This window comes from Pokkaliibacter sp. MBI-7 (assembly GCF_029846635.1).
Classification (GTDB): domain Bacteria; phylum Pseudomonadota; class Gammaproteobacteria; order Pseudomonadales; family Balneatricaceae; genus Pokkaliibacter.
In genome coordinates this window covers 58372-79159 of sequence record NZ_JARVTG010000003.1, presented here as the reverse complement: position 1 = coordinate 79159, position 20788 = coordinate 58372, and the positions used below count along the sequence as shown (strand labels likewise).

The 20788-nt window shown below is 56.6% G+C and carries 23 protein-coding genes and 1 pseudogene; 1 reads left to right on the top strand and 23 read right to left on the bottom strand.

What is annotated here, in order from left to right; translation table 11 throughout:
- Positions 1-866: 866 nt before the first annotated feature.
- The 10 genes from QCD60_RS30225 to QCD60_RS30180 form a co-directional block, all read right to left on the bottom strand.
- Positions 867-1376, bottom strand: coding sequence for a hypothetical protein (locus QCD60_RS30225; protein ID WP_279781263.1), 510 nt, complete (start codon positions 1374-1376; stop codon positions 867-869).
- 122 nt (positions 1377-1498) lie between these two features.
- Positions 1499-1789, bottom strand: coding sequence for a hypothetical protein (locus tag QCD60_RS30220; RefSeq protein ID WP_279781261.1), 291 nt, complete (start codon positions 1787-1789; stop codon positions 1499-1501).
- Between the two features lie 28 nt (positions 1790-1817).
- Positions 1818-2330, bottom strand: a complete 513-nt coding sequence (gene ssb / locus QCD60_RS30215) for a single-stranded DNA-binding protein (RefSeq protein ID WP_279781259.1) — start codon at positions 2328-2330, stop codon at positions 1818-1820.
- Positions 2314-3036, bottom strand: a complete 723-nt coding sequence (locus tag QCD60_RS30210; RefSeq protein ID WP_279781256.1) for a hypothetical protein — start codon at positions 3034-3036, stop codon at positions 2314-2316. Before QCD60_RS30210 ends, ssb begins: the two co-directional genes overlap by 17 nt.
- A gap of 85 nt (positions 3037-3121) precedes the next feature.
- Positions 3122-3307 carry a hypothetical protein gene (locus QCD60_RS30205; RefSeq protein WP_279781254.1) on the bottom strand — a complete coding sequence of 62 codons (186 nt, stop codon included), beginning with the start codon at positions 3305-3307 and terminating at the stop codon, positions 3122-3124.
- A gap of 41 nt (positions 3308-3348) precedes the next feature.
- Complete coding sequence (locus tag QCD60_RS30200) at positions 3349-3699, bottom strand: hypothetical protein (protein WP_279781252.1); 351 nt, start codon at positions 3697-3699, stop codon at positions 3349-3351.
- A gap of 31 nt (positions 3700-3730) precedes the next feature.
- On the bottom strand, positions 3731-4186 hold the full coding sequence (locus QCD60_RS30195) for a hypothetical protein (protein ID WP_279781250.1): 456 nt from the start codon (positions 4184-4186) through the stop codon (positions 3731-3733).
- 162 nt (positions 4187-4348) lie between these two features.
- Positions 4349-5206, bottom strand: coding sequence for a BRO family protein (locus tag QCD60_RS30190; RefSeq protein ID WP_279781248.1), 858 nt, complete (start codon positions 5204-5206; stop codon positions 4349-4351).
- 330 nt (positions 5207-5536) lie between these two features.
- Positions 5537-5818 (bottom strand): hypothetical protein, encoded by a 282-nt coding sequence (locus tag QCD60_RS30185; protein ID WP_279781246.1) that lies wholly within the window; start codon positions 5816-5818, stop codon positions 5537-5539.
- Between the two features lie 257 nt (positions 5819-6075).
- Positions 6076-6990: a DNA-binding protein gene (locus QCD60_RS30180; protein ID WP_279781244.1), complete on the bottom strand. Its 915-nt coding sequence runs from the start codon at positions 6988-6990 to the stop codon at positions 6076-6078.
- A gap of 388 nt (positions 6991-7378) precedes the next feature.
- On the opposite strand from QCD60_RS30180, the gene QCD60_RS30175 reads away from it, so the two are divergent.
- Positions 7379-7591, top strand: coding sequence for a hypothetical protein (locus QCD60_RS30175; RefSeq protein ID WP_279781242.1), 213 nt, complete (start codon positions 7379-7381; stop codon positions 7589-7591).
- A gap of 280 nt (positions 7592-7871) precedes the next feature.
- Here QCD60_RS30175 and QCD60_RS30170 read toward each other — a convergent pair whose 3' ends face one another.
- From QCD60_RS30170 to mobH, 13 genes and pseudogenes are all read right to left on the bottom strand, one after another.
- On the bottom strand, positions 7872-8561 hold the full coding sequence (locus tag QCD60_RS30170; protein WP_279781240.1) for a hypothetical protein: 690 nt from the start codon (positions 8559-8561) through the stop codon (positions 7872-7874).
- 43 nt (positions 8562-8604) lie between these two features.
- Positions 8605-8985 carry a hypothetical protein gene (locus QCD60_RS30165; protein WP_279781238.1) on the bottom strand — a complete coding sequence of 127 codons (381 nt, stop codon included), beginning with the start codon at positions 8983-8985 and terminating at the stop codon, positions 8605-8607.
- A 98-nt stretch (positions 8986-9083) separates the two neighbouring features.
- On the bottom strand, positions 9084-9497 hold the full coding sequence (locus QCD60_RS30160; protein ID WP_279781236.1) for a type II toxin-antitoxin system VapC family toxin: 414 nt from the start codon (positions 9495-9497) through the stop codon (positions 9084-9086).
- Positions 9494-9766 carry an antitoxin gene (locus QCD60_RS30155; RefSeq protein WP_279781234.1) on the bottom strand — a complete coding sequence of 91 codons (273 nt, stop codon included), beginning with the start codon at positions 9764-9766 and terminating at the stop codon, positions 9494-9496. The genes QCD60_RS30160 and QCD60_RS30155 overlap by 4 nt, the downstream gene beginning before the upstream one ends.
- 687 nt (positions 9767-10453) lie before the next feature.
- Positions 10454-11713 (bottom strand): hypothetical protein, encoded by a 1260-nt coding sequence (locus tag QCD60_RS30150; protein ID WP_279781232.1) that lies wholly within the window; start codon positions 11711-11713, stop codon positions 10454-10456.
- A gap of 84 nt (positions 11714-11797) precedes the next feature.
- Entirely contained in the window at positions 11798-12493 is a 696-nt protein-coding gene (locus QCD60_RS30145; protein ID WP_279781230.1) for an STY4526/YPO1902 family pathogenicity island replication protein, read from the bottom strand.
- 1053 nt (positions 12494-13546) lie between these two features.
- Positions 13547-14320 (bottom strand): annotated as a pseudogene (locus QCD60_RS30140) (ParB family protein); the annotation flags it as partial.
- Positions 14321-14591: 271 nt separating this feature from the next.
- A complete protein-coding gene (locus QCD60_RS30135) occupies positions 14592-15053 on the bottom strand; it encodes a hypothetical protein (RefSeq protein ID WP_279781228.1) in 462 nt (153 codons plus the stop codon).
- Positions 15046-15807 carry a hypothetical protein gene (locus QCD60_RS30130; RefSeq protein WP_279781227.1) on the bottom strand — a complete coding sequence of 254 codons (762 nt, stop codon included), beginning with the start codon at positions 15805-15807 and terminating at the stop codon, positions 15046-15048. The genes QCD60_RS30135 and QCD60_RS30130 overlap by 8 nt, the downstream gene beginning before the upstream one ends.
- Positions 15800-16144, bottom strand: a complete 345-nt coding sequence (locus QCD60_RS30125; protein ID WP_279781225.1) for a hypothetical protein — start codon at positions 16142-16144, stop codon at positions 15800-15802. Before QCD60_RS30125 ends, QCD60_RS30130 begins: the two co-directional genes overlap by 8 nt.
- 10 nt (positions 16145-16154) lie before the next feature.
- Positions 16155-16991: a ParA family protein gene (locus QCD60_RS30120; protein WP_279791163.1), complete on the bottom strand. Its 837-nt coding sequence runs from the start codon at positions 16989-16991 to the stop codon at positions 16155-16157.
- A 433-nt stretch (positions 16992-17424) separates the two neighbouring features.
- The gene (locus tag QCD60_RS30115; protein ID WP_279781220.1) at positions 17425-18384 is read right to left on the bottom strand and encodes a site-specific integrase; all 960 of its coding nucleotides are present in this window, start codon (positions 18382-18384) and stop codon (positions 17425-17427) included.
- 65 nt (positions 18385-18449) lie between these two features.
- Positions 18450-20462, bottom strand: a complete 2013-nt coding sequence (mobH, locus tag QCD60_RS30110) for a MobH family relaxase (protein ID WP_279787857.1) — start codon at positions 20460-20462, stop codon at positions 18450-18452.
- Positions 20463-20788 lie beyond the last annotated feature (326 nt).

Sequence of the window (20788 nt, the reverse complement as noted above, 5' to 3'; positions counted from 1 at the left end):
GTCACTTATCCGGGTGCGTTACAGCTGACCGATATTTGGCTAAGTGATTCCCAGGGAATCACTTTACTAACCCTTGGTCACTTATCCGGGTGCGTTACAGCTGACCGATATTTGGCTAAGTGATTCCCAGGGAATCACTTTACTAACCCTTGGTCACTTATCCGGGTGCGTTATAGCTGACCGATATTTGGCTAAGTGATTCCCAGGGAATCACTTTACTAACCCTTGGTCACTTATCCGGGTGCGTTACAGCTGACCGATATTTGGCTAAGTGATTCCCAGGGAATCACTTTACTAACCCTTGGTCACTTATCCGGGTGCGTTACAGCTGACCGATATTTGGCTAAGTGATTCCCAGGGAATCACTTTACTAACCCTTGGTCACTTATCCGGGTGCGTTACAGCTGACCGATATTTGGCTAAGTGATTCCCAGGGAATCACTTTACTAACCCTTGGTCACTTATCCGGGTGCGTTACAGCTGACCGATATTTGGCTAAGTGATTCCCAGGGAATCACTTTACTAACCCTTGGTCACTTATCCGGGTGCGTTACAGCTGACCGATATTTGGCTAAGTGATTCCCAGGGAATCACTTTACTAACCCTTGGTCACTTATCCGGGTGCGTTACAGCTGACCGATATTTGGCTAAGTGATTCCCAGGGAATCACTTTACTAACCCTTGGTCACTTATCCGGGTGCGTTATAGCTGACCGATATTTGGCTAAGTGATTCCCAGGGAATCACTTAGCAGAAAAAACTGAGGCAGCAACCCACAGACTGCCTCATTGTGTATTGACTTATTGCACTGGATATGGTTTAGGATTTTTTGAGACCTGCCCCAGTCTCTCTGCTTTGCCCAACCTATCAGCCAGCCTTCTCAGTGGCCGCTGCTGCAGTCTTGATGGATTGCCGATCCGCCTTCACCCAGCGATTGATATGCTGCGCCAGTTGTCTGACATCCGTGCCGGCTGCCTGAATATTCCGCTGCAATGCCACAAAGGCAGCCATTCGCTGCTCGGTCGGGGTATACGACGCTAGCACCGGATCGATTCGTTCAAACGCGGCGCACAGGGTGGCGGGGTACCGTGACCATGCAAACAGGCGGGGTACATGCACTTCACTGAGTAACAGCCGCCGTTGCTCAGGTGAGAGATCAGGGCGATCCTCAGGCAGGGCATCCAGCGAGCGCTCACTAAACTGGGCAAACGGCCTCCAGACGGCATAACGCTCTTCCTTATTCCACGTCAGGATGACACTCAGGGGGGCGGGCTTTTCCAGTCTCAACATAAGTCCCAGGATCACCAGCTGGATCATCATCGTCCCAGCCCATTGCACCCATCCCCCTCCGGTGACGCCTACATAGATCGCTGTCACAACACATCCGGCACTGCCTCCCAGGAGCAGCCGTGCCTTAAACGTTTCACGTGCCTGATCCCTGCCTGCCGCTCCATCTCATCAAGCTCTTTTAGCTGTTTCCGCTGATCGTTGGTCATTACTCACTGTCCCCATTCAAACGATACCCAGACATACCGCCGTTGCTCCGGTACCGGATGCTGGCTTGTCGTCACATCCACTAAAAACTGACACTGGGCCAGGATGGCATCGCCATCCGAGACCCATTCACCCGCCGCTTTGCGCTGATCCAGTTCGTGCTGGTTCAAGGTATAGAGTTTGCCCGGTGGATAGCGCGTGCCGTCGGGTGCCAGGCACCCAACAGCCGCACTGTCTGCTGCCGGCGTGGCGAGTGCAGGCAGGGCGGCGGCCCAACACACAGCACTGAGCACCACCGCGCCCCACCCTTGTTTCAGGGAGGGCCTAAAATGGAATGTCATCATCAAAGTCGTCAAAGTTGTTCTGTGGGTAACCGGAGTAATCGGGCGCAGGTGAGGCGGGTTGCTGGTAGGGTTGCTGTGGGACTCCTCCCTGGCGACCGGGGGCATTCGGCGCACTTCCACCCTGGCCTGCTCTCTGACCGTTGTCGGAACGGTTGTCCAGCAGCTGCATCGAGCCGCGCATGTCCACGACGATCTCGGTGGTGTAGCGATCCTGACCACTTTGGTCCTGCCACTTACGAGTCTGCAGTTTGCCTTCCACGTACAGCTTGGAGCCCTTGCGTGCATACTGACCGACCACTTCAGCCAGACGGGCGAAGAACACCACACGGTGCCACTCCGTTCGTTCTTGTACTTGGCCGGACTGTTTGTCTTTCCAGCTTTCGCTGGTTGCCAGGGTAATGTTGGTTACGGCAGTGCCGTTGGGCATGTAGCGGACTTCGGGGTCCGCGCCCAGATTGCCAATCAGGGTAACTTTGTTAACGCCTCGTGCCACGATGGACCTCCGAATGGATGGATGATGGAGATGGATGAATCGTCGGAAAGAGAGCCAGCTGCAGAGCACTGGGATCGGATGTGCCGGTCTGAGCTCTCGGGGCGGATCCTGCCTGCTCTGGCTCCAGTGTCGCGACCACCCCTGACTCCAGACGCTGCAGATCACTCAAGGTACGCTGCAACAGACGACCTGATAACGGCTGCGAATAGACCGTGTGCCAGCGCCATGCGTGCTGTACCGGATACCCGGCAGCCATCCAGCGTAGCTTCATCACCTGTTCCCAATCTGCTTGGTAGACCGACTCCGCCTGTCGCAACAAGACCTGAGCCAGGGCATGACTGACATCGGACAGACCCACCCCCATGGCCATGCTCAGTTGATACAGCGTCGTGATGGACGTGACCGCGGCCACCTCATACCACACCTGCACCAGATTGACAGGGACGACGGCCAGCCTGCGGGCTGCTGCCGTTGAACAGGACAGGCTACAGGTCAGCGCCCGGCAGCCGGGCAGTACCTGCTCTAACACCAACATGGCGGTGGCTTCAGACAGCCCGTCATCAAGGCCAGGCAGCACCGGGAACGTATCCCGGACGCGCTGGATAAAGGCCAGCAGCTGACGAATCTGATCGGCCTGCCAGGGCGTATCAATGCCGTACTGGCCGGACAGATGGGAGCGGGGATGGATCAAATGGTAGATGGCCATCGCAGTACCTCACCGAACGATGGCCGTAGTATTGGGAGAAAGGGGTGAGCCGACAGCAAGAAAGGCTCACTGAGGCTCAGAGGGTTTACGTGCCCGGCACAGGCATAGGGACGTGCTGGCCTTGTTCAGCATGGGGGTTGAGCAGCGTTGTCCAGGGGACATCCGACATCACGAACACCGACACCTGGCCGGCATCATTGGTACTGACCTGATAACGATAGTCCCCGAGCAATCCTGCTCTGACCCAGACCTCGGCCACCTTCATCTTCATAGACGGTTTTCCTTAACGTTGATGGTGGCATGGGGGTGACCTCACTGCTCCGTGGCCGCAGTGAAGTGGTAGTCACATTCCTCTCCGGTGGCAGTGGCCTCGTTCCAGATCCCCAGTCTGGCATAGCAGCAGGCCGACACTTCCATGTAGCTGAAATGGCGCTCCTGCACGATGCCAGCCCGGGAAGTGATGGTGGCCCGATGCTCTTCCAGTAATGTTTTTTCGCACTCCCCGCAGCCCCTGTCACAGCAGTACGTCTCATGTTCTGCCAGAGGCGGTACGGTATAGGTCCCCAGCAGCACTTTTTTAACACCGGGATGGAGGTGTGGCGCCGTCAGCGCTACGTTGTCCGCACTGTTTAACCGTTCACTGATCGACATGGGTATGGCCATGGTGCGACTCCTGATGTGCTGTGATGCAATGTTACGTCTGTGGGAATAGGGGGGTGGTGCAGTTATCCAGCATGCGTTTAGCCTGATCGTGTGACATCGCAGCCCGTGTTTTCCACGACGCTATATGAATCATTATCCAGCGGTCATAGCCCAGTGACCGCAAAAATTCCAGCAATGGCTGTGCTTCTTCCTGTACCTGTGCGCAGATCATGATCTTGAATGTATCCGGGGTCGCTCCATGACGCTGGAGGTAATCGATGCTGAGTGCATTGGGTTCACCCATTACATCGGTCAGGATCACGTTATTCTCTGTTATCAAAGGGGTGGGCGATTCCTGCAGGCGCCCCAGTGCATCCCATTCAATGGGTAAATCCAGTGCCTGATAGGCAGCGACACTTTTACCGGCCCCCGTCGCGCCGACCAGCACCACGACATGGTGATCCTGCATTGCCTGTTTGATGAGAGGGGTCATCCCGTTGTCTTTCATACGGTTATCCTGCGCTGTTTCATGGTTAACGAAGCAGGCAGTGTAGTTGTGGCTCATCAGCGTGTAGCGGGGGAAACCTGACTGGCAGAAGAAGGGTTTTGAGGATGAGTAAGCCCAGCAGCGTCACTGGGCCTTGTACGGGGAGTCGCAAGAGGGGAAGGGTTAACTATCCAGTTTTTTAAGACCGCGATGAGTCTGTTTTAATGATGTCTTCACTTTCTTGATGTCATCTGCCAGAGCCATATCTTCAGGGGCAATACCACTGATTTCTAACATGGTTTTGCGGATTTTAGAGCCCACTTCCCTGGCCGTATTTTCTGCCAGACGTTGACCTTGAATAGCTTCATTCTTCATCTTCAGGTCGGTCTGGGTGATACGAAAGAGATTGGCAGCCAGCTCTTCTTTACCCATAAAATCGAGCAAAGAGCGGTTTTTCTGGGCCAGTCCTTTGTATTCCTTGAGCTGAGTAAGGCTCATGTTGTACATGCCTCTATACCCCGCATTCTGAAAAAAGGCATAGTCCTTGTCTGTCTCAATGCCCGCAGCCTTGGCTGTGGATGCCAGGGTTTTCTCATGGGCGGTAATCTCGTCACGGATCAGGACACGCTCAACCTCTGCAGGATTGTCTACATAGCGCTGAATCGCTTCGGCCGTGACAGCAAAGAAGGCCTGCGCCTGAGCCACTTTTTCTTTCTTGTTATCACCGTTCATGGCGACCAGATAACACGCAAAGCGCGAGAGTTTGAAGTCTTTGACCTCTTTACCATCCAGCGTTCGGTGGGTCTGCTGAAAATTATCGGACGTGTCAATGTCCAGTGTCAGGCAGGTGGTCATGGCCTTATTGAGGACTTTGCGAAAGGTCTCGTACGAGCTGTAGCCGAGCATAAACATGAAGTCGCGGGCATACCAGTAAGTAAACCCATTCGCTCTGGCCAGATCGTTGAAGTTCATGAAGTCTTCCTCAAAGTGAAAGAGATCGACATCCTTACAGCGTTCGCCTTCATATTCACTATAGTCCATGGCATCCATCCTGTTCCAAAAAAACGCGTGATTCTAACACAGTCACAGAATGTATCCGTAAGTAAAAGTAGCACTTTAACAATGCGCCGGCTATGACTTGGCACCCTCGTTAAATGATTGGATGAAACACTGCCGGGCAGTGTAGTTCTGGCTCATCAGCGTGTAGCGGGGGAAACCTGACTGGCAGCGGGAGCGGGAGAGATAGAGAGGAATGGCCCAGCAAGACAGCTGGGCCAGGGCGCTTAATCCTGCTGTTCACGCCAGCGCAGATAATCGGCCTCGCGATAGAAGCCGGCCTGGATGTAGTTGATGTGATAGATGATCTGCAGATTAAACCAACACCCTTCCTTTCGCTTCGGGCACCATGCAGGGCCACTGTTCGTCGTGCCACGATGCCATGTCCTTGCCGTAGGTATCAATCAATACCTGACGCCGTGCCTCATCTGAGCCCCGATACCCCAAAAAAGGCAGGATCGCAGGGTTGTCTGAACAGCAGGATCTTTCAATCAGATCATCGACAACCGCCTTGCAAAGTGGGGTACCGGGCTGATCGAGAATGATGTTCCATTTCTCTGTGCCTTGAGACGGCATCGTGATGGTGTCGTGAGCCATGTTCGTTTCCGTGCCTGAATACATATCGCATGGGAGTATCGGAGCAAAGCAGCAGCGCCGTCCTGCATCAAGCCTGACGGCGGGGCAGAGGGTTGGGGCGGGCGCTGTAAGAGTGGCGGATCGCGCTAGCTATGACCTGCAGGACGGTATGTAAAAACATATGATATGTAAATCCATACGATTCACGCGGTCGGATTCTAACCCGACTAAATTGCGTGGAAAGTCGTCACGCGGTCGCTTCCTGACCAACCTGTGCATCACTCCCCCTTCGTTTTCGGCGTCTTGCCTTCGGCCTTCTCGGCGGCAACGGCTTTGTCCTGCTGCTGCTGTTGTTGCGCCTCAAGCTGACCGGCCAGTCGGGCGGCTTGCTCGCGAGCATCGGCGGCGGTCTTGCGGGCGTCGTCGCGTTCTGCTTGAGCCTGCCGGGCTTCCTGTGCGGCTGCGGCACGGGCGGTATCGTGGGCCCGCACCGTTTTGGCGGCCTGCTGCTCGACCTGCTCGGTGCGAGCCTCGGCACGGCTGGCCCGGTCGGCGGTGGCTTCCAGCTTGGCGGCTAGCACAGCGGCCTGCTGCTCGGCGGCGGTGCGACCACACTGCGCCTCGGCCAGTGCGATGCGTAGGCGCTCGATCTCTGCGGTCTGCTCGCTCACTCGCTCAGCCTGCGCCTCGATCTTGAGGCGGGCGGTTGCCACCTCCACGCGGGCGACCTCTGCCGCTTGTTGTTCGCGCTCGATGCGCTGCTGCGTGTCGGCAAGATCTGTGGCCTGCTGGGCGGCTTTGCCTGCCAGCGTGTCGCGCTCAGTGGTGAGGACGGCCACCTGCTCGGCCAGCGTGTCGCGTTCGGACTCCAGTGCTTCGCCTGCCACTGCCAGCTCGGCGGCCTCGGCCTGTGCCTGTACCAGACGGCCCTCGATCTCCCCGCGTGCCTGTACGGCGGCCCGCTCGATCTCGGCCGCAATTGCGGCGGTTAGCGCCTGCGGCAGTTCCTGCGCAGCGGCAGCGGCCACCGGGCGGGCCTCGCGCCAAGTCGAAAGATGCTTGTGGATCGTGTTCGGGCTCCCGGTATCTCCCAGCCGCTCACGCACCGCCCGGATAGTCGGCTGCTGCCCCTCGCCTGCCAGCGCATCAGCGACAGCCACGACCTGCTCAAAGGTGATTCCTGCTCGTGCCATGTCGTGCTCCTAGTCATGGTCAATCTGCTGCGAAAACCCGGCCCTCGGCGACTGCCTACCGGGCGACATCGGCGGAGGGGAAGAACTCGCCCGGCACTCCTCAAACGAGCCTCGCTCGCCCTCACACTGACGAACAGCCCCGTAAGCCCCTCGGATCGGGGATAACCACCCATTCGTCACACATGGATCATGTCGCGGAATTTTGTATATCATATCATGTATTTAGCATAATTACAGATATGATACATAATACAAAATATGATAATAAAGCAGCTTTCGTAACGTATCGCTGCGCCGGACGGCGGCACCTTGCGTCCGGTCGGGCGCAGACTACTCGCGTCAAGGGGAGAGCTCACGAAATGGCGGATTGGGACGTTAAGCAGTTGGCATGAGTCGGGAACGCTTGCTATGCCTGGTCATGTCCTTACCGCGTCTGGTTGAGGTGTGCCTCAGCCTGGACGTGCCCACTGATCGACGTGCTACATGGCGGCTGAATGGCCAGATCGTGACGGGTGACAAGACTGCTTTAGTCGTCAGGGCCGTGGCGGAAATGAGCCAAGATCGCAAGCTGATCTGGATTCGACTACTACAAAGGCCCTAACGGTTTGAGGTGGATCCGCGAGGGTGAAACCGTAAGTTTCTGTTCAAATGCCCCCGCTAGTCCATGATGCGGCCTAAATGCAGGTCTATCTTCTCCTGGAGCACTGCAGACCGCCAAAGTGGCTATATTTTATACGTATATATATTAAATATAGGTAGCAGATACTTCTCCTGGCTATTCGGATGTGGCCGGGAAAACCTGACTGGTAGTGGAAGAGTTGGGGCTGGAGACAGCGCCGTCATGCATCAAGCCTGACGGCGAGTCAGAGGGTTGGGGCGGCTTAATGAGACACGATGGTCGGCGGACAGTGCCTGCGCACAGCAGCGCTGGTCAGCTGAGCGATTTCCTGTTTGGAGTACATGCGCACCGGCGCGTATTCGGGGTAGAACTGCATCACTGGGAAGTACCGCTCGTCATCACTGAGTGACGTGGTTTCCTCTCCGACCACCCAGGCGACCAGTCCTGCTCCCATCTCGCTGGCCAGTGCCACCGCGGCGTAGCTATGACGTGCCACATCGTAAAATTCAGCCGGGCTCCGGGCATCGGAGTAATAGAGCATGACCGCATCCTGGTGGCATTTCGCGCACAGCAGGTCTTTGCTCTGCTGCCGGCGATAGTGCAGGGGCCGGACCGTGGTACTGGTGTCGAGGGGGAGGATCGCGGAGACATCCTCAATGGTGTTGAGGGCGGGCAGGGCGTTCAGCACGGCGGTGATCTCATCCGCCACGCTGTCAAAGCAGGCCTTTCGCCTGGCCGTCATGGGATCGTCCGGTTCCCCCAGGGCTTCGACATGAAAAAAGCCGGTAGTGGCCGCCGGATTTTTGACATCCATCCAGATACGGACCAGCAGCATACCCACATCACCGAGCACGGTATCCCGGAACAGATAACCGTGAGACTGTCCCTCACGGTCCAGCTCAGGGTCGGTAGGGCGAACCGACATCCCTGTCGGCAGAACGAGTAAACTCATGAATAACGGTCCTTACTGATGCGTCTGATGCTGTAAAAGTGGCTTAGGGTTGTCGGCGTGCCTGATCCTGCTGGTACAGCAGTTCGGCCTGCTCGTAAAAATCGGGCAGATTCAGCTGCCTGGCCAGGGCAATGATGTCTGCCGGATCCGGCATCTCATCCCCCCAGTTGAGATGGGTATAGAGCGGATGCGCTTCATCAATGCCTGCCAGGTAATCTTCCGCCCAGTCGTCATAGGTGTAAGGCGCATTCACCAGCTGCGCCATCATGGCGGACGAGATCTCGTTTTTGATCTGAGCGTCACGGGCATCGAGTACGGCAATCTCCCGATCAAGGGCGGCAAGACGTTTGTCAAACTGCCTGATGATGCGGCCTTCTTTTGCTTTTTGCTTGGCGCGTTGACGTCGCTTTTCGGGGCTGGCCATCGGTATGTCCTTCTGTGGCGGGGAGTTGCCTCTGATCATAGCCCAGGCTGACGGTGCGAGCCGATACGCAGGTGTAGCCCTCTGCTGCTTAGAGGGCTTTACTGTCCCTGTCTTTGCAGCCAGTTCTCGACAGAGAGGCCCCGGATGCGGCTGAATTCGCGTGTATTGTCGGTCACAAGCGTGAGGCCAAGTGCGTGGGCATGGGCTGCAATCAGCAGATCATTCATGCCGATAGGTTGGCCAGCGGCCTCCAGCTCGGCGCGGATACTCCCATATTTAGCATCCGTCGGAGCATCCAGTGGCAGCACCGGGATGGTAGCAAGGAGGCTATCCACCCTAGCCTGCAGCTGGGCAGACCCTTTCTTTGCACAGCCATAACGTAATTCAGCGGCAACGATGATGCTGGTGAATATCTCTTTCGGTCCGATGTGCTCAATGCGTTGGGCTGCGGAGCCATTCGGATGACGGATCACATCGCTGATGATGTTCGTATCCAGCAGGTAACCGCTCAAAATATCTCCTCCGACGAGGCAGGCATATCTTCAATGTCGGGTAATTGATCTTCCGGCCCCAGGGGGGCTTCTTTTCTCCATTCCGCCAGTAGCTCGATGATGTTCGTTGGTCGTGCCACGGGTTCAATGATGAGCTTGCTGCCTTCACGATGGATCAGTACACGCTCTCCTGGTAATTCAAACTCTGCAGGAATGCGCACCGCCTGGCTACGGTTATTGCGAAACAGCTTGGCTTCCTTGGATCTGGAGGGAGTCGGTAGGGTTGGCATGGTAGGTCGCTCCTGTGTATATGCCAAATTGTATATGCCATTTCTGCCACTCGTCAATTGACCCGCCATCGTACTCCTCCTGGACACCGGGGGGCTGGGGCGTAGCCCCAGAATAGGCGCTACACGGCCTGGCAGAGGGATGCCAGGTCTGGCCGCGCCGGTACCCGCCCATCTGTCCCGTCACCACGGCGGTTTGCCCCTCTGAGTTCCCCGTGGCCATTGTCGCGGGCACGGAACAATAGGCTGATTCTGCGCCCTCCCGCGCCCTGTTTAACCGATGGCGTTGGCATAGTGCGGTGCATTCAGTGGAGCACCGACCCTGCGGGAGATGGGGCGCAGCCCCGTCCGGGTGCGGGCTGGCCCGCGTAAGGCCGCATGCCCGCAGGGCATCGAGAGGCCGCTGCATTTTCAGCAGCGTAGCTGCCAGAAGAACAAGCAGATTTCTTAAGCAGATAAAGAGGCAAAGGACACTTAAAAGGATATTACTGACAGTTAAATCAAAACTACTGACACTTAATTTTTAACTCTCTGGTTAATAACGCCGTGAGCGCGGTCGTTCAGGACGCGCCGGGGCGGTCGACGTGGGTGGGATCGGTGTTTTAGGTTAAATAGTGATCAATCTGGGAGCCGCAAAGGCCAGTGGTGCAATGAGGGGAGAAATTCAGGCAAGGGGAGGCCGCGAGGCGTTCAATGGGCCGCCTCGGGGTGTTCGTGTTGTTCAAGTTGCTGCTCTTTCCAGGTCTCGAACGGTTGCAGCTGCTGCCTGACCCGTTCTCTCACCCAGTAAGGGGGATGGCCGTGCTGCTCCTGCTCTCGGCAGAGACTGGCCATCAGCAGGTGCTGGTAGCCCCGGTAACGCTGCCAGAGGCTGGCAGCCAGCTGTTGCTCCGGTGTTTTTTCAAGCGGGGTATAGCCGGGTCGGCAGCGACCTGCCAGGTTGCTGGGGCGCAGCTGACTGCGGACCGTGGCGCGGGCTTCACGCTCGGCCTGGCGTTTGGCTACAAAGTCAGGGCGCGTGGCGCGCCAGACATTGCGCCGTTTGGCCAGCTCACGGCGGCGGTTGTCACGAAACTCGCGCAGCTGCCGTTCGCTGACAACGCCGAGGGAAATCAAGGACGTAGCGCTGATGGATTTCACTGCCGTGAGGGCGTACTTGTGGCCATCGCGTTCTTCATAACGTTGCACAACCGTCAGGTGGCCTTTGTTCTTCAGGGCTTTGGTGGCGCGGCGATAGCGCTGTGTGGGCCTGAAGGTCCAGAGGTTGGGCGGCAGGTGGGGGTTTTCCGGCTCAACAAGACAGTCACCATCCGGCGTACTGGCTGACAGAGCAATCTCCAGCATTGATCGGTGACTGAAGGATCCATCATCACGCGGGGTGCCAATGTGGATGTCATCGCCGGTACTGGCAAAATTAGCCATCTCTACCATGGCGGCAAGGGTCCGCACCTCAATCAAGCGCAGCTCTGAACGGTCACAGCGGGGTGTTCCGTCCAGGTTGGCCTTGCCGGAATTGGTGAACAGCGGGTAGAGACGCGGGTTATCGTAGACCGGCGACACGGTACCTTTGTACTCGTGGCCATGGGTGCCGCTGTTCAAAAAGACATTTCGGATACGCTGGATGGCCTGGGGCAGATCATCAAAATCCACCAGGGGGTTAGCGATCCGTTCATTGACCGGGCGCTGGGGCCGATGGCCACAGCGGTTGCCTGTACCGATATACAGTCCGGGGTACAGGTAGGGCTGACGGCCATGCAGGACTTTGCCGGGCCGGGTGGTGTTGGCTTTTTTCTGTTCTTGCTTCTGCTCACGCGCATCCAGGGCTGCTTGGATGGCAAGACGCAGGGGGTGACGATAGGGCTCATCCCCCTCGCGTACAAGGAGATCGCCATCGAGCAGGTGCCGTAACACCTGCTCGTCATGGCAGTAGCGCTGCATAAGATACGGCATTAAGCCGGGGTTGATCCTCATGATCATCCCCCAGCTTTTATGCGGGCGCGCTTTGATGACAATCGTCACAGTCACAGGCGGCGCTTAGGCAGGCTTTTTCAGCAGTCTGACGTGCCGGATAAGCCCGTCAGTATTGCTTTGTTCACGCAGATGACGGGCACGGAATGCCTTCACGCCTTTGCCGAACAGACGTTCATCCTCGATCCAGCCACTCACGAGATGCCAGCAGCTGGCCAGTGAGAGCAGCGCCTGATCGGGACCAAAGAGGCCTGCGCGGGCCTCTTCCGTCAGCCGGCACATGGCTTCGAGGAAGGCATCCGTGCTTTCCGCGGCTTCTGGCTGCACGACTTCGTGCCACCGCTCCCACAGGGCTTTTTCCTGCTCCTCTGACGGCATTTGCTGCCGTCCCGAGGAAATCTGGATGCCCTGCAGTCGGCGAACCGACGCCGCCTCGGTGGAGTTCAGCCCAAAGAACTCCTCCAGCAGTGAGTACGAGGCGCCCAGGTTCATGGCTCTCACCATGCGCTCATCGCGGTTGCTGTCATTCAGCAACTGGCGAACCACGTTCCTCAGCACGGCACGATTCACCGACACCTCGGCCATGGGCACGGTGCAGTTGCACAGTCGGGCGAAGGCGGTTGAAGACAACAGCTGCAGCATAGCGGCATCGTCGGCCTCGACACCTAAATCCTGCAGGCGGGCCAGATCTCCCCGCTCAATGGTGCTCATGATCTCGTTGATCAGAGCCTGATTTAGCACGTGAACTAAACGTGGGGACATTTCCTTACATCCTTTATGGTACGGGTTGGGTTAGTTTTGCGTCCGACGGCGGATCTCGCGTCCGAGCCGGATCAAACGGAACAGGCGCAATACATCGGCATCGGGCAGATCGCCCAGCAGCAGTGCATGCGCGGGAAGCTCGAAGTCGACGTGGCCAGCGTCAGTGCGGGTCAGCAGACTCAGCCACTGAGCCAGGTGCCGTGCCGCGGGGGTGGCCAGGTCATCCAGCGCTTCGGGCTGGACGACAAAGCCGAGCAGCGCCTCCCCGTCCATATCTACCAGCTCCGGTGCGCCGGCCATCATGGCCATGACCATCGCAACGTCAGCTGCCTGATACTGCAGCTCAGCGACCGCTGTGTTGGCATCAACGAGCCACAGATCGTCAAAGCCGAGGCCAGGATCAGCCACCGCTGTTCGGGGCAGGACGGCAGGGGGAACTGGCGTGGGGGCAACAACAGGTGCTGCCGCAGGGGCTGGGCTACTGGCCGGGAACACCGAGGCCGGCGTGGGAGTAGGGCCCAATGGGTTAGGGGCAGCAGGAGACACCGGCGCGGTGGCGACGACGGTATTTACTTGCGGGGTGTGACTGGCACCCGGATGGGCTACTGTCTGGACGGAGGGGGACAGGGGCAGTGGGGCCTGATCGTCGATCAGATCCAGCTGCTCCTCCGTGTAGTCGTCATCGAGGCGGTCGTCGTCCGGCACGGTGTGACCCGCCTGAGCCGCAGCGGCTTCTGCTGCTCTGCGCTCGTTGGCCCGTTCCCGGCCTTCCTCCATTTTTAGCCTTCGTTCTTCGCGCTCTGCGTCCCGAATGGCCGCCGCTGCCGACTCGGATGCCAGTTCGGCATCGATCTCCAGCCACTTATCTTTGGTAGTCCGGCCCTGCAGAAACAGGAGCGCGTTGTTGTTGTGTCGCGTCCCGGGTTTCTGCATCTCCGGGTTATCCGGGTTCAGCTCGCGGGTGACCCGCGACAGCCAGCCGGCCAGATCTTCGGTGAAAAACCGAATGATCTCAGGACTGTTGGCTAACGCGATCAGTGCCGCCTCTTCGTCGTTGTCATGACGCTGCAGTGTTTCGTTCCAGCCCAGCTGGAACAGGCCTTCCCGCTCTTCGGGCTGGGGTATAAACGTTCTCCAGTATTCCCAGGCGCCGGAGCGCATTTTCAGCAGCTCTGAAATACGGTGTTTTCCCATGCCCAGGGTTAATAAATTCGGGATACAGGGGTAGAGGTACTGGATTGCCGCTTCCATTTTCGAGATGTGGGACTGGCCGATGGGGAAGCCGTCTTCTTTTAGTCTGTTGGCCAGCTCTCGCTGCGAGATCGCTGTGCCTTCCTGCTGTTCGTACAGGGTTCTGGCCTTGGCAATACCGAGGGCTTTTTCGATAAAGGTCAGGTCCGACCTCATGGAATTTTCTGCCAGGTGGCCGACCAAGGTATCCAGTTCGCCGATTGCTGGGCTTTCGTGACCGTCGGCATCCAGCAGTTTCCAGGGTTTGAACAGGACGGGGATCCTGAAAAATTTCTCGTCCTGGGTCTCTGTCCACAGTTCATTGAGGATGGCGAGGCGCGTATTGCCGCCATTGCGGATGATGTAATAGGTCTCACCCGGTCTGCGGGTCACCGGGGGTGGATTATCCAGACCTCGCTTCAGAATCGAGGCCTTGATGTCCTCATACAGCGGGTTTTTCGACAGCCTCGGGTTGTTGTCGAACGGGCGTAACTGATCCAGTGTCAGGATCATGGGCTGATCCGCGATGGGATCAGAAAAGGCGATAGCCCCCGAATGACTGGCACTGGGAACGGGGCGCAGCAGGTTGGCCCGCATGGCCTCGGCGGTGACTTTTTTACTCATAAGCAGGCTCCTGCGCGGTTCGATGGGCCAGGTAATGGGTCTGGTAGTGCGATTGATAACGGACTGGTGACCAGGAGGGCTTCGGCATGACTCCGCACTTCCGAATGCAGCCTGACGGCTTCGGACTCTGTGTCCTGACAGCCTTGGGTATCTGCTGGAAAAGGGCGCGCGGCACGTCAACGTCGGTGGTGTTGAGCTCATCAAGGGTGAAATCAGGGTCGTGGTGAGTCATGCCAAAAGCCTTCTAGTGCGAGTGAAACGGAGCTACGGCGTGATGCTGGCGTGCACGGAAGGCCAGCATCACGTCGTGAGACAGTGGGGTGTCAGGGTGCCCGTCACAGACGGTGTGGGGCAGGGCATCGATGTTGGAGCATGCGGTGGATCGGGGCGTCTGGACGTGACGTGCCCACAACGCCTGAAAGCGGTCATCCCCGGTGGGGATGACCTGATGAGGCATACGGCCTGTGGCCGCGTAGCCATAGAGCACGTTAAAGAACGCGGACTGGTCGTGAGCGCTCAGTTGCCTCAGGCAGGGCAGATCACCCATGTAGAACGCCAGCAGGCAGCGTGTGGTGGCCTCGCCGTGTTGCCCCTCTGTGCTGGCCAGCAACTGCTCCACCGCGGCGGGGTAGTCCTGATCTAGTACCTCTTCATGCTCCAAAGACAGCGGGAAGTGGAAAAAGTGTGAAGAGAACGGCCTAGTCATGGCACACCTCCTGACCATGGACATAGCCGAGGCGTTCAATGAGCGCTGAGAGCGACAGCTGAGACCAGCGTGTGACCAAGGCTGCAAAACGGGCATCGCCGTTGTCGATCAGCTCCTGTGGCCCTTTTCCCGTGTACGCCCGTGCGTAAACCACCATCAGGATGGCGCTCAGCAGATCCTCTTTCGCGTCAAGAATGAGTGACAGGCGGGCCATATCCCACGGGTAACACGTGCCGTCATAAGCCGAGAGCAGCACCTGGGCGGCAATATGTCCCGAGCTGGTCTCCTGCTGGGCCGTGGTCAGCAGGCGCTCTACTGCCTGCTGGTAATGGTGATTGAGCGCCTCGGGACCCATGGACTGCATCGGAACCTGCCAGCCATACGTGTTGTACTGGTGCTGAATGCGAACGATGGCATGCAGCCCATGCCAGTGCTGGCCCAACGCATAAAAACGGGCATCACCCTTATCGATCAGCCCCTGAGGCGCTATTCCAGTGCGTGCTCGGGCGTAAACCACGGTCAGGATGGCGTTCATGATCACTTCCTCATTGACGCCAAACCGCCCGAGATCCGTGATATTCAGCTGATAGTCATCGCCGTTATAGGCGGACAGCAGCACCTGAGCGGCGACACGAGCGCCCTCCGTGTCCTGGAGGGCAACAGGCAGCAGGTACTCGATGGCCTGCTGGTAATGGCGTACCAGATCCCGGCTGCTCAGGGTGAGCAACGGACTAAACAGGGAGGCATTAGTCATGATGTGGCTCCTGGTGAGGGGCGAGGTGACTGTGCGACTCGCACAGGGATTGCAGGCTGGGGGGCAGGTCCGCCAGATCGGCAAACCCGTGAAGCAGGGAATAGGTGTTGATGATGCGGGTATCGACAGAGCGGCTGGCCCGCTGCAAGGACGGGCTGTCGCCGTAGCAGGTCACATCGATATTGCATAATCCTGCAGAGATAACCTCGCTGTTGGCCAGCCCTGGCAATAATTGGGCAGCTTCAGCCATTTGGTCATGGCTGAACACATCCGGGAAAATGATGGGAAAATGGCGTAGCCCCTGTCCCATCGGGACGCCTAACATGATGTATTTCATGGTGGCGTCCTTACTTCAGGGTCTTGCAGTAGGCGGTGATGGCCGCCTCTTGCTCTGGCAGCAGTTCCAGAGCAAGATCAACCATCGTCTCCATACATGATGCTGCCTGGCGCCCCGCAGGGCGTTTGGGCTCATAGCGGTGAGCTGCCACGCCTAGCGCACTCGCGTTTTTGTAGGCCACAAGATCGGGGACTTCTGTCTGTAGTACCGTGAACCAGTCTTCTTCTGCCGCCATATCCTTTACGAGTTCAATAACCATTGAACTGTTATTCGTGTTGTCTATCTGGTTCAGAAGAATCTGCATTGTTGGAATGGTGATCCCCATAGCTTCGGCCATGGGAGACAGGTCGTTATAGAGCGTGCCCATGCCCCGGATAAATTCCCGGGCGCTGAGCGTTGCTGGGGTAACGGGAGATACCACCATGTCTGCAGCCAACAGTGCCATGTCGAGCACGACTGAACGGGCACCTTGGGTATCCAATAGAATGATGTCGTAGTCGCTGAATCGGGCCAGCAGACGTCTCAGACGAATACGCCCGTCGGGGGCATGTAAAAGTGACGTACTGAGCGAGCCTGATGGATCGTTGGACTTTACGAGGTCCAGTCCGTCGATACTGGTCCTGGAAATTATCTGATCGGACGGAGGCAGGTTTTGGCTCAGCAGTTCGCTGATGCCAAAAGGAGCTTCATACGACAGATGGAAATAACTGCTCGCTGTGGGCTGAATGTCCAGGTCAACGATCAGTGTCCTTAAGCCTACATCGGCGAGGAACGCCGACAAATTGACCACTGTTGTGCTCTTTCCAACTCCGCCTTTGGAGTTGGTTACTGCGATAATCTTCTTCATAGAGCCTCCGGAAAATGTCCTTGTATTCGTATGATTTCGGAGGTATGAGGGAGAGATTCTGGCGGCTCAGAAACTTGACATTATGAGTGTCGAGCAACAAAATATTTTATGTTTTGCCAAGAATCGTTGAGCTAACCCTCAGACCGATTCACCCAGAATCCCTGAGTTAACCCTCAGACCGATTCGCCCAGAATCGTTGAGCTAACCCTCACGATTCACCCGAATCCCTGAGTTACCCCTCAGGCCGATTCACTAAAAGTTGTTGAATCTATCCTCAGACTGAAACTTCTGAGGCACCCCTTAAACTGATTTGCTATCCGTTTATATCCTTACCGCTTTAACCATGCTGACTGCGTTTGCCGCGTCAGTCAGCAACTCTCTCCCCTACCACACACCACACAATACACTTATTTGTTTCTTTATCAATACCTGATTATCGATTATTTAACGCTTCTCTGATCTGATCCATGTCTACCGTGACATAACGCAGTGTTGAACGCAGGCTTCTGTGCCCCAACAAAGCCTGAGCAATCATCAAATTACGATCAGGATGCCGCATCAACGTGGTTGCAATCGTATGTCTGAAGGCATGAGACGTCACCTTACAATTCACCTGCCTTGATAGCTGGCCAAAGAAGTAGTGCACCTGACTCTTCTTCATTGGCGTATCTTCCTGCTGATACCGTTTCCTAAAACGATTCAGATTGAAAAGCTGCTCATTCCCGCGAATGCCTTCGCGTTTGGCATTTTCTAGCAATTGCTCAAGGTAGGGGCGAAGTGGCTCTGCAATCGGTATTGAATACGACTTTCCGTTCTTACTGATGGCTGCCCGAAGGTGAATCGTATTCTTCTGCAGGTTGATGTCTGTCTGGTGCAGATGTAGCAGCTGATGTAACCGCATGCCCGTATTGTAAAGCGTTTCAAGCAAGCAACGATGAAACCACACGGGTCGAAAGGAGACCTGCTTAGCCACCTTCTCTTTCTCTGCTAAACGGTCAAGGTGTTGCCGATAGGCATCCATATCCTCTGTACCCAATACGATAAACTCAACATCAGTCTCGCGTACTTTGAGTTTGTAGAAGGGATTCTGATCACACTGCAGAAGCGCTGACTCCAAACCAAAACGGAATAGATGGCGCAGCGTGTCGATATAGGTGTTCCAGCTTATAGGCTTCAGGCCAGGCTCACTGTCTAATGCGGCCTCACGCCAATACAGCAACTGTTTATGTGTGACTTGTTCTGGCAGAACATCTGGCTGGAACTTCTGAAAACATCGGATGGCAATACCGTAGTTTCTGAGTGTGACCGGCTTGACCCGTTTTTGAAGTCGATATTCCTCCAACAACTCTTCCCAGGTAATGGGCTTGGTTGATCCCTGTGCTTGCTGTTCCATGCTTGACTACTTCCCTCTGTACAACGTCTTTCACTTTCTTCATCCAGGTGTCTACCTGGTACTACTCAGACCTCTCCCTCAGCCACCCGCTCAGGGGCAAGTGTGAGAAACGGGTTGTTTCTGATGTTTGGCGCCACGTCTGTCGGATTGAGTAATAGGTAGCCCTTCAGTGACTTCCCTGTCTTTCTCGGCCCGTTGACGTAGCAAGTCCAGATATTTTCTCCATTGCCGGCGGCTTTGCGGTGGATACCCAGTTGCTGAAAGCTCACTTGCAACTCTCTCCACTCCATGTCTACGTTCGGGTGCTCTGCCAGGTATTTGGTAAAGATGGTCGGGGTTACCAGTAGCACCGTGTTATCGACTCCATGGACCAGTGCACGCGAGTCATTGGTAATCATGGAGCGATCCGCGACTCCTTGTTTAATCCATGTAACGAAATGTGTAGGTATTGTATCTTTAATTTTCTCTGGCGCGTTAGTGTTTGTTTCTGACGCCAAGTTCCTGCCGCCTGTAAAAGTTTTTGGATTGCCTGCCCGTTGTACCTCGGGCGTGGCTACAACAGGTTCCAGTGGGGCTACGGGAGCCTCTGGCGTTCGTGGGACCAAGGGGGCTGGAGCCGGTGTTGTCACCTGGGCCGCTGCCGGCATGAGTTGATCGAACAAGGACAACATGACGTCGGTGGCATCGGCAGAATGGGTTTGGGATGCTGAGGGTACTGCCCCAGTCATTTCCTGTTGCGTTGTCGCTGCCGCAGTTTCTATCTGCTGGGTCGTTGTCGCAGTCTTCTGTGTCGTCGAATCGGGCAGTGCTGATGATGTAGTGGACTGGAGCAGGTCATCGAGTGTGAAGGCTGTCGCAGCAGGCTGTGCTGTAGTGGCATCTGGCGCAGTGATCTTATCTGGAGCGCCTGTGCCAGCGTCTGTATGTTCAGGTACGACAGTGCCTTTGAGTACCGCTGGGCGATCACTGTTGTTCTCCCAGATCAGTGAAGGGGCGACTTTGAGCAGCGTCAGGCTTTGAGTCCAGGGGTCTTTGCCTTCAACAGTGATCTGGCATTTCCAGATGCTGCGTCCATCGGACGTAGGCTGGACCAGTCCATGGGCCTGCATTTCATCGAACAGGCGACTGTTGGACGAGGGTATGCCTTCAATGCCCTGCTGGAGCAGATGGGCCTTCAATTGATCAACGACGGCTTTGCTGACCAGCCAGAGTGCGTCGTCGGTCAGATAGGCAGCGGCGCCAGGCTGATTGAAGCGGATACCGCCTTGCTGCAGCAGGAAGCGTAGACCGCCAAGCAATTTGGACTGCAGGGAGCTCTTGGGAGCAGTGATCGCTTTACCAGGATTGCCGCCCAGGTTCGCGGCAACGCTGGCCTGATCCGCTTTGATAACGATCTCGCCCAGAATGCCGGCACGATCATTGTGGCCAGCAAGGACCGACAGCAGGGCACCGAATAAAGCCGGGAAATGACTGAGCCAGTCCAACACGTAAGGCGTCAGGATCTGGGAAACGAGCAGGGCGCCCGCAGGCGCATGCAAGTGGTAGTCACGTCCCTTGATATAGCGCACGCGGTACGGTTCCCGGATTGATCCATGCCAGGGATGCCAGGGCTTGCCAGAGGCTAGAGTGACCTCAATATCGACGGCGATCTTGCCGATGTCGTGACAAAGCGCACCGTAGGCTGCACCCGCTGTCCAGGCCTCGGCTTGCGCACTTTGTTCCTCGGGAGGCGCCCCTTGGGGCAATAGGTAGGATCGACGTAGCTTGAGAGCGTAGGCAATGATCTCAAGGCCGTGATCAAGCATACCGCCGAGGTGAGCGTGGTGATGACTTTCCGACGCAGGAAGTAGCTGGACCAGCTCTGCGTAGCGCTCGATAGGTTCCATGTAGAGCGATTTGAAATGGGCTTCGGGCAGACTGGTCATTTGCCAGATCAGCTGCAGCAGTTGTTGTCTGGCAGGGGGAGCCAGGAGCTGCTTTGCCGACAGGGGACGTATCAGGCCGCTGTCCGTCAGGTAGTCGCTGGGATCGAGCTCAGTAGGTGCTGTGGATGCGGGACCGGAGGGGGTCTTTGAAATGACTGGGGCAGTGGTCCCTTTTGAGCTTAGGCCAATCAGAGATCCTGAGCGTTTCAACAAACCGCGTAACATCAGACGTGCACCTCTTGCGCCTTTTGGCCGTTTGGCCGTTTGGCCTTTTCCATCCAGTTGAAAAGGGCCTTTTCCGGGTAAGCCCGTTACCTTTGACCCCCTTCCCTTGATGCCATTCCCTTCCGGCCATTCCCGTCAATCCATTCCCTTGTTTTCCCTTCCAGTCCTTTTTCGCCATTTTTCCGTTTGGGAACAAGAGTTAAACCTCAGAGGTGGCCAGAGTGATGAAGCTGGCTGATATAGCGCAGTGAATG

Bases quoted from the DNA above. Each gene is read 5' to 3' on its own strand.
- QCD60_RS30200 (WP_279781252.1), bottom strand. From the start codon at position 3,699: ATGGCCATACCCATGTCGATCAGTGAACGGTTAAACAGTGCGGACAAC.
- QCD60_RS30190 (WP_279781248.1), bottom strand. From the start codon at position 5,206: ATGGACTATAGTGAATATGAAGGCGAACGCTGTAAGGATGTCGATCTC.
- QCD60_RS30125 (WP_279781225.1), bottom strand. From the start codon at position 16,144: ATGAAATACATCATGTTAGGCGTCCCGATGGGACAGGGGCTACGCCAT.
- QCD60_RS30185 (WP_279781246.1), bottom strand. From the start codon at position 5,818: ATGGCTCACGACACCATCACGATGCCGTCTCAAGGCACAGAGAAATGG.
- QCD60_RS30135 (WP_279781228.1), bottom strand. From the start codon at position 15,053: ATGACTAGGCCGTTCTCTTCACACTTTTTCCACTTCCCGCTGTCTTTG.
- QCD60_RS30115 (WP_279781220.1), bottom strand. From the start codon at position 18,384: ATGGAACAGCAAGCACAGGGATCAACCAAGCCCATTACCTGGGAAGAG.
- QCD60_RS30210 (WP_279781256.1), bottom strand. From the start codon at position 3,036: ATGGCCATCTACCATTTGATCCATCCCCGCTCCCATCTGTCCGGCCAG.
- QCD60_RS30165 (WP_279781238.1), bottom strand. From the start codon at position 8,985: ATGGCCAGCCCCGAAAAGCGACGTCAACGCGCCAAGCAAAAAGCAAAA.
- QCD60_RS30130 (WP_279781227.1), bottom strand. From the start codon at position 15,807: ATGACTAATGCCTCCCTGTTTAGTCCGTTGCTCACCCTGAGCAGCCGG.
- QCD60_RS30120 (WP_279791163.1), bottom strand. From the start codon at position 16,991: ATGAAGAAGATTATCGCAGTAACCAACTCCAAAGGCGGAGTTGGAAAG.
- QCD60_RS30170 (WP_279781240.1), bottom strand. From the start codon at position 8,561: ATGAGTTTACTCGTTCTGCCGACAGGGATGTCGGTTCGCCCTACCGAC.
- QCD60_RS30205 (WP_279781254.1), bottom strand. From the start codon at position 3,307: ATGAAGATGAAGGTGGCCGAGGTCTGGGTCAGAGCAGGATTGCTCGGG.
- QCD60_RS30175 (WP_279781242.1), top strand. From the start codon at position 7,379: ATGAGTCGGGAACGCTTGCTATGCCTGGTCATGTCCTTACCGCGTCTG.
- QCD60_RS30150 (WP_279781232.1), bottom strand. From the start codon at position 11,713: ATGCCGTATCTTATGCAGCGCTACTGCCATGACGAGCAGGTGTTACGG.
- QCD60_RS30145 (WP_279781230.1), bottom strand. From the start codon at position 12,493: ATGTCCCCACGTTTAGTTCACGTGCTAAATCAGGCTCTGATCAACGAG.
- QCD60_RS30180 (WP_279781244.1), bottom strand. From the start codon at position 6,990: ATGGCACGAGCAGGAATCACCTTTGAGCAGGTCGTGGCTGTCGCTGAT.
- QCD60_RS30195 (WP_279781250.1), bottom strand. From the start codon at position 4,186: ATGAAAGACAACGGGATGACCCCTCTCATCAAACAGGCAATGCAGGAT.
- QCD60_RS30155 (WP_279781234.1), bottom strand. From the start codon at position 9,766: ATGCCAACCCTACCGACTCCCTCCAGATCCAAGGAAGCCAAGCTGTTT.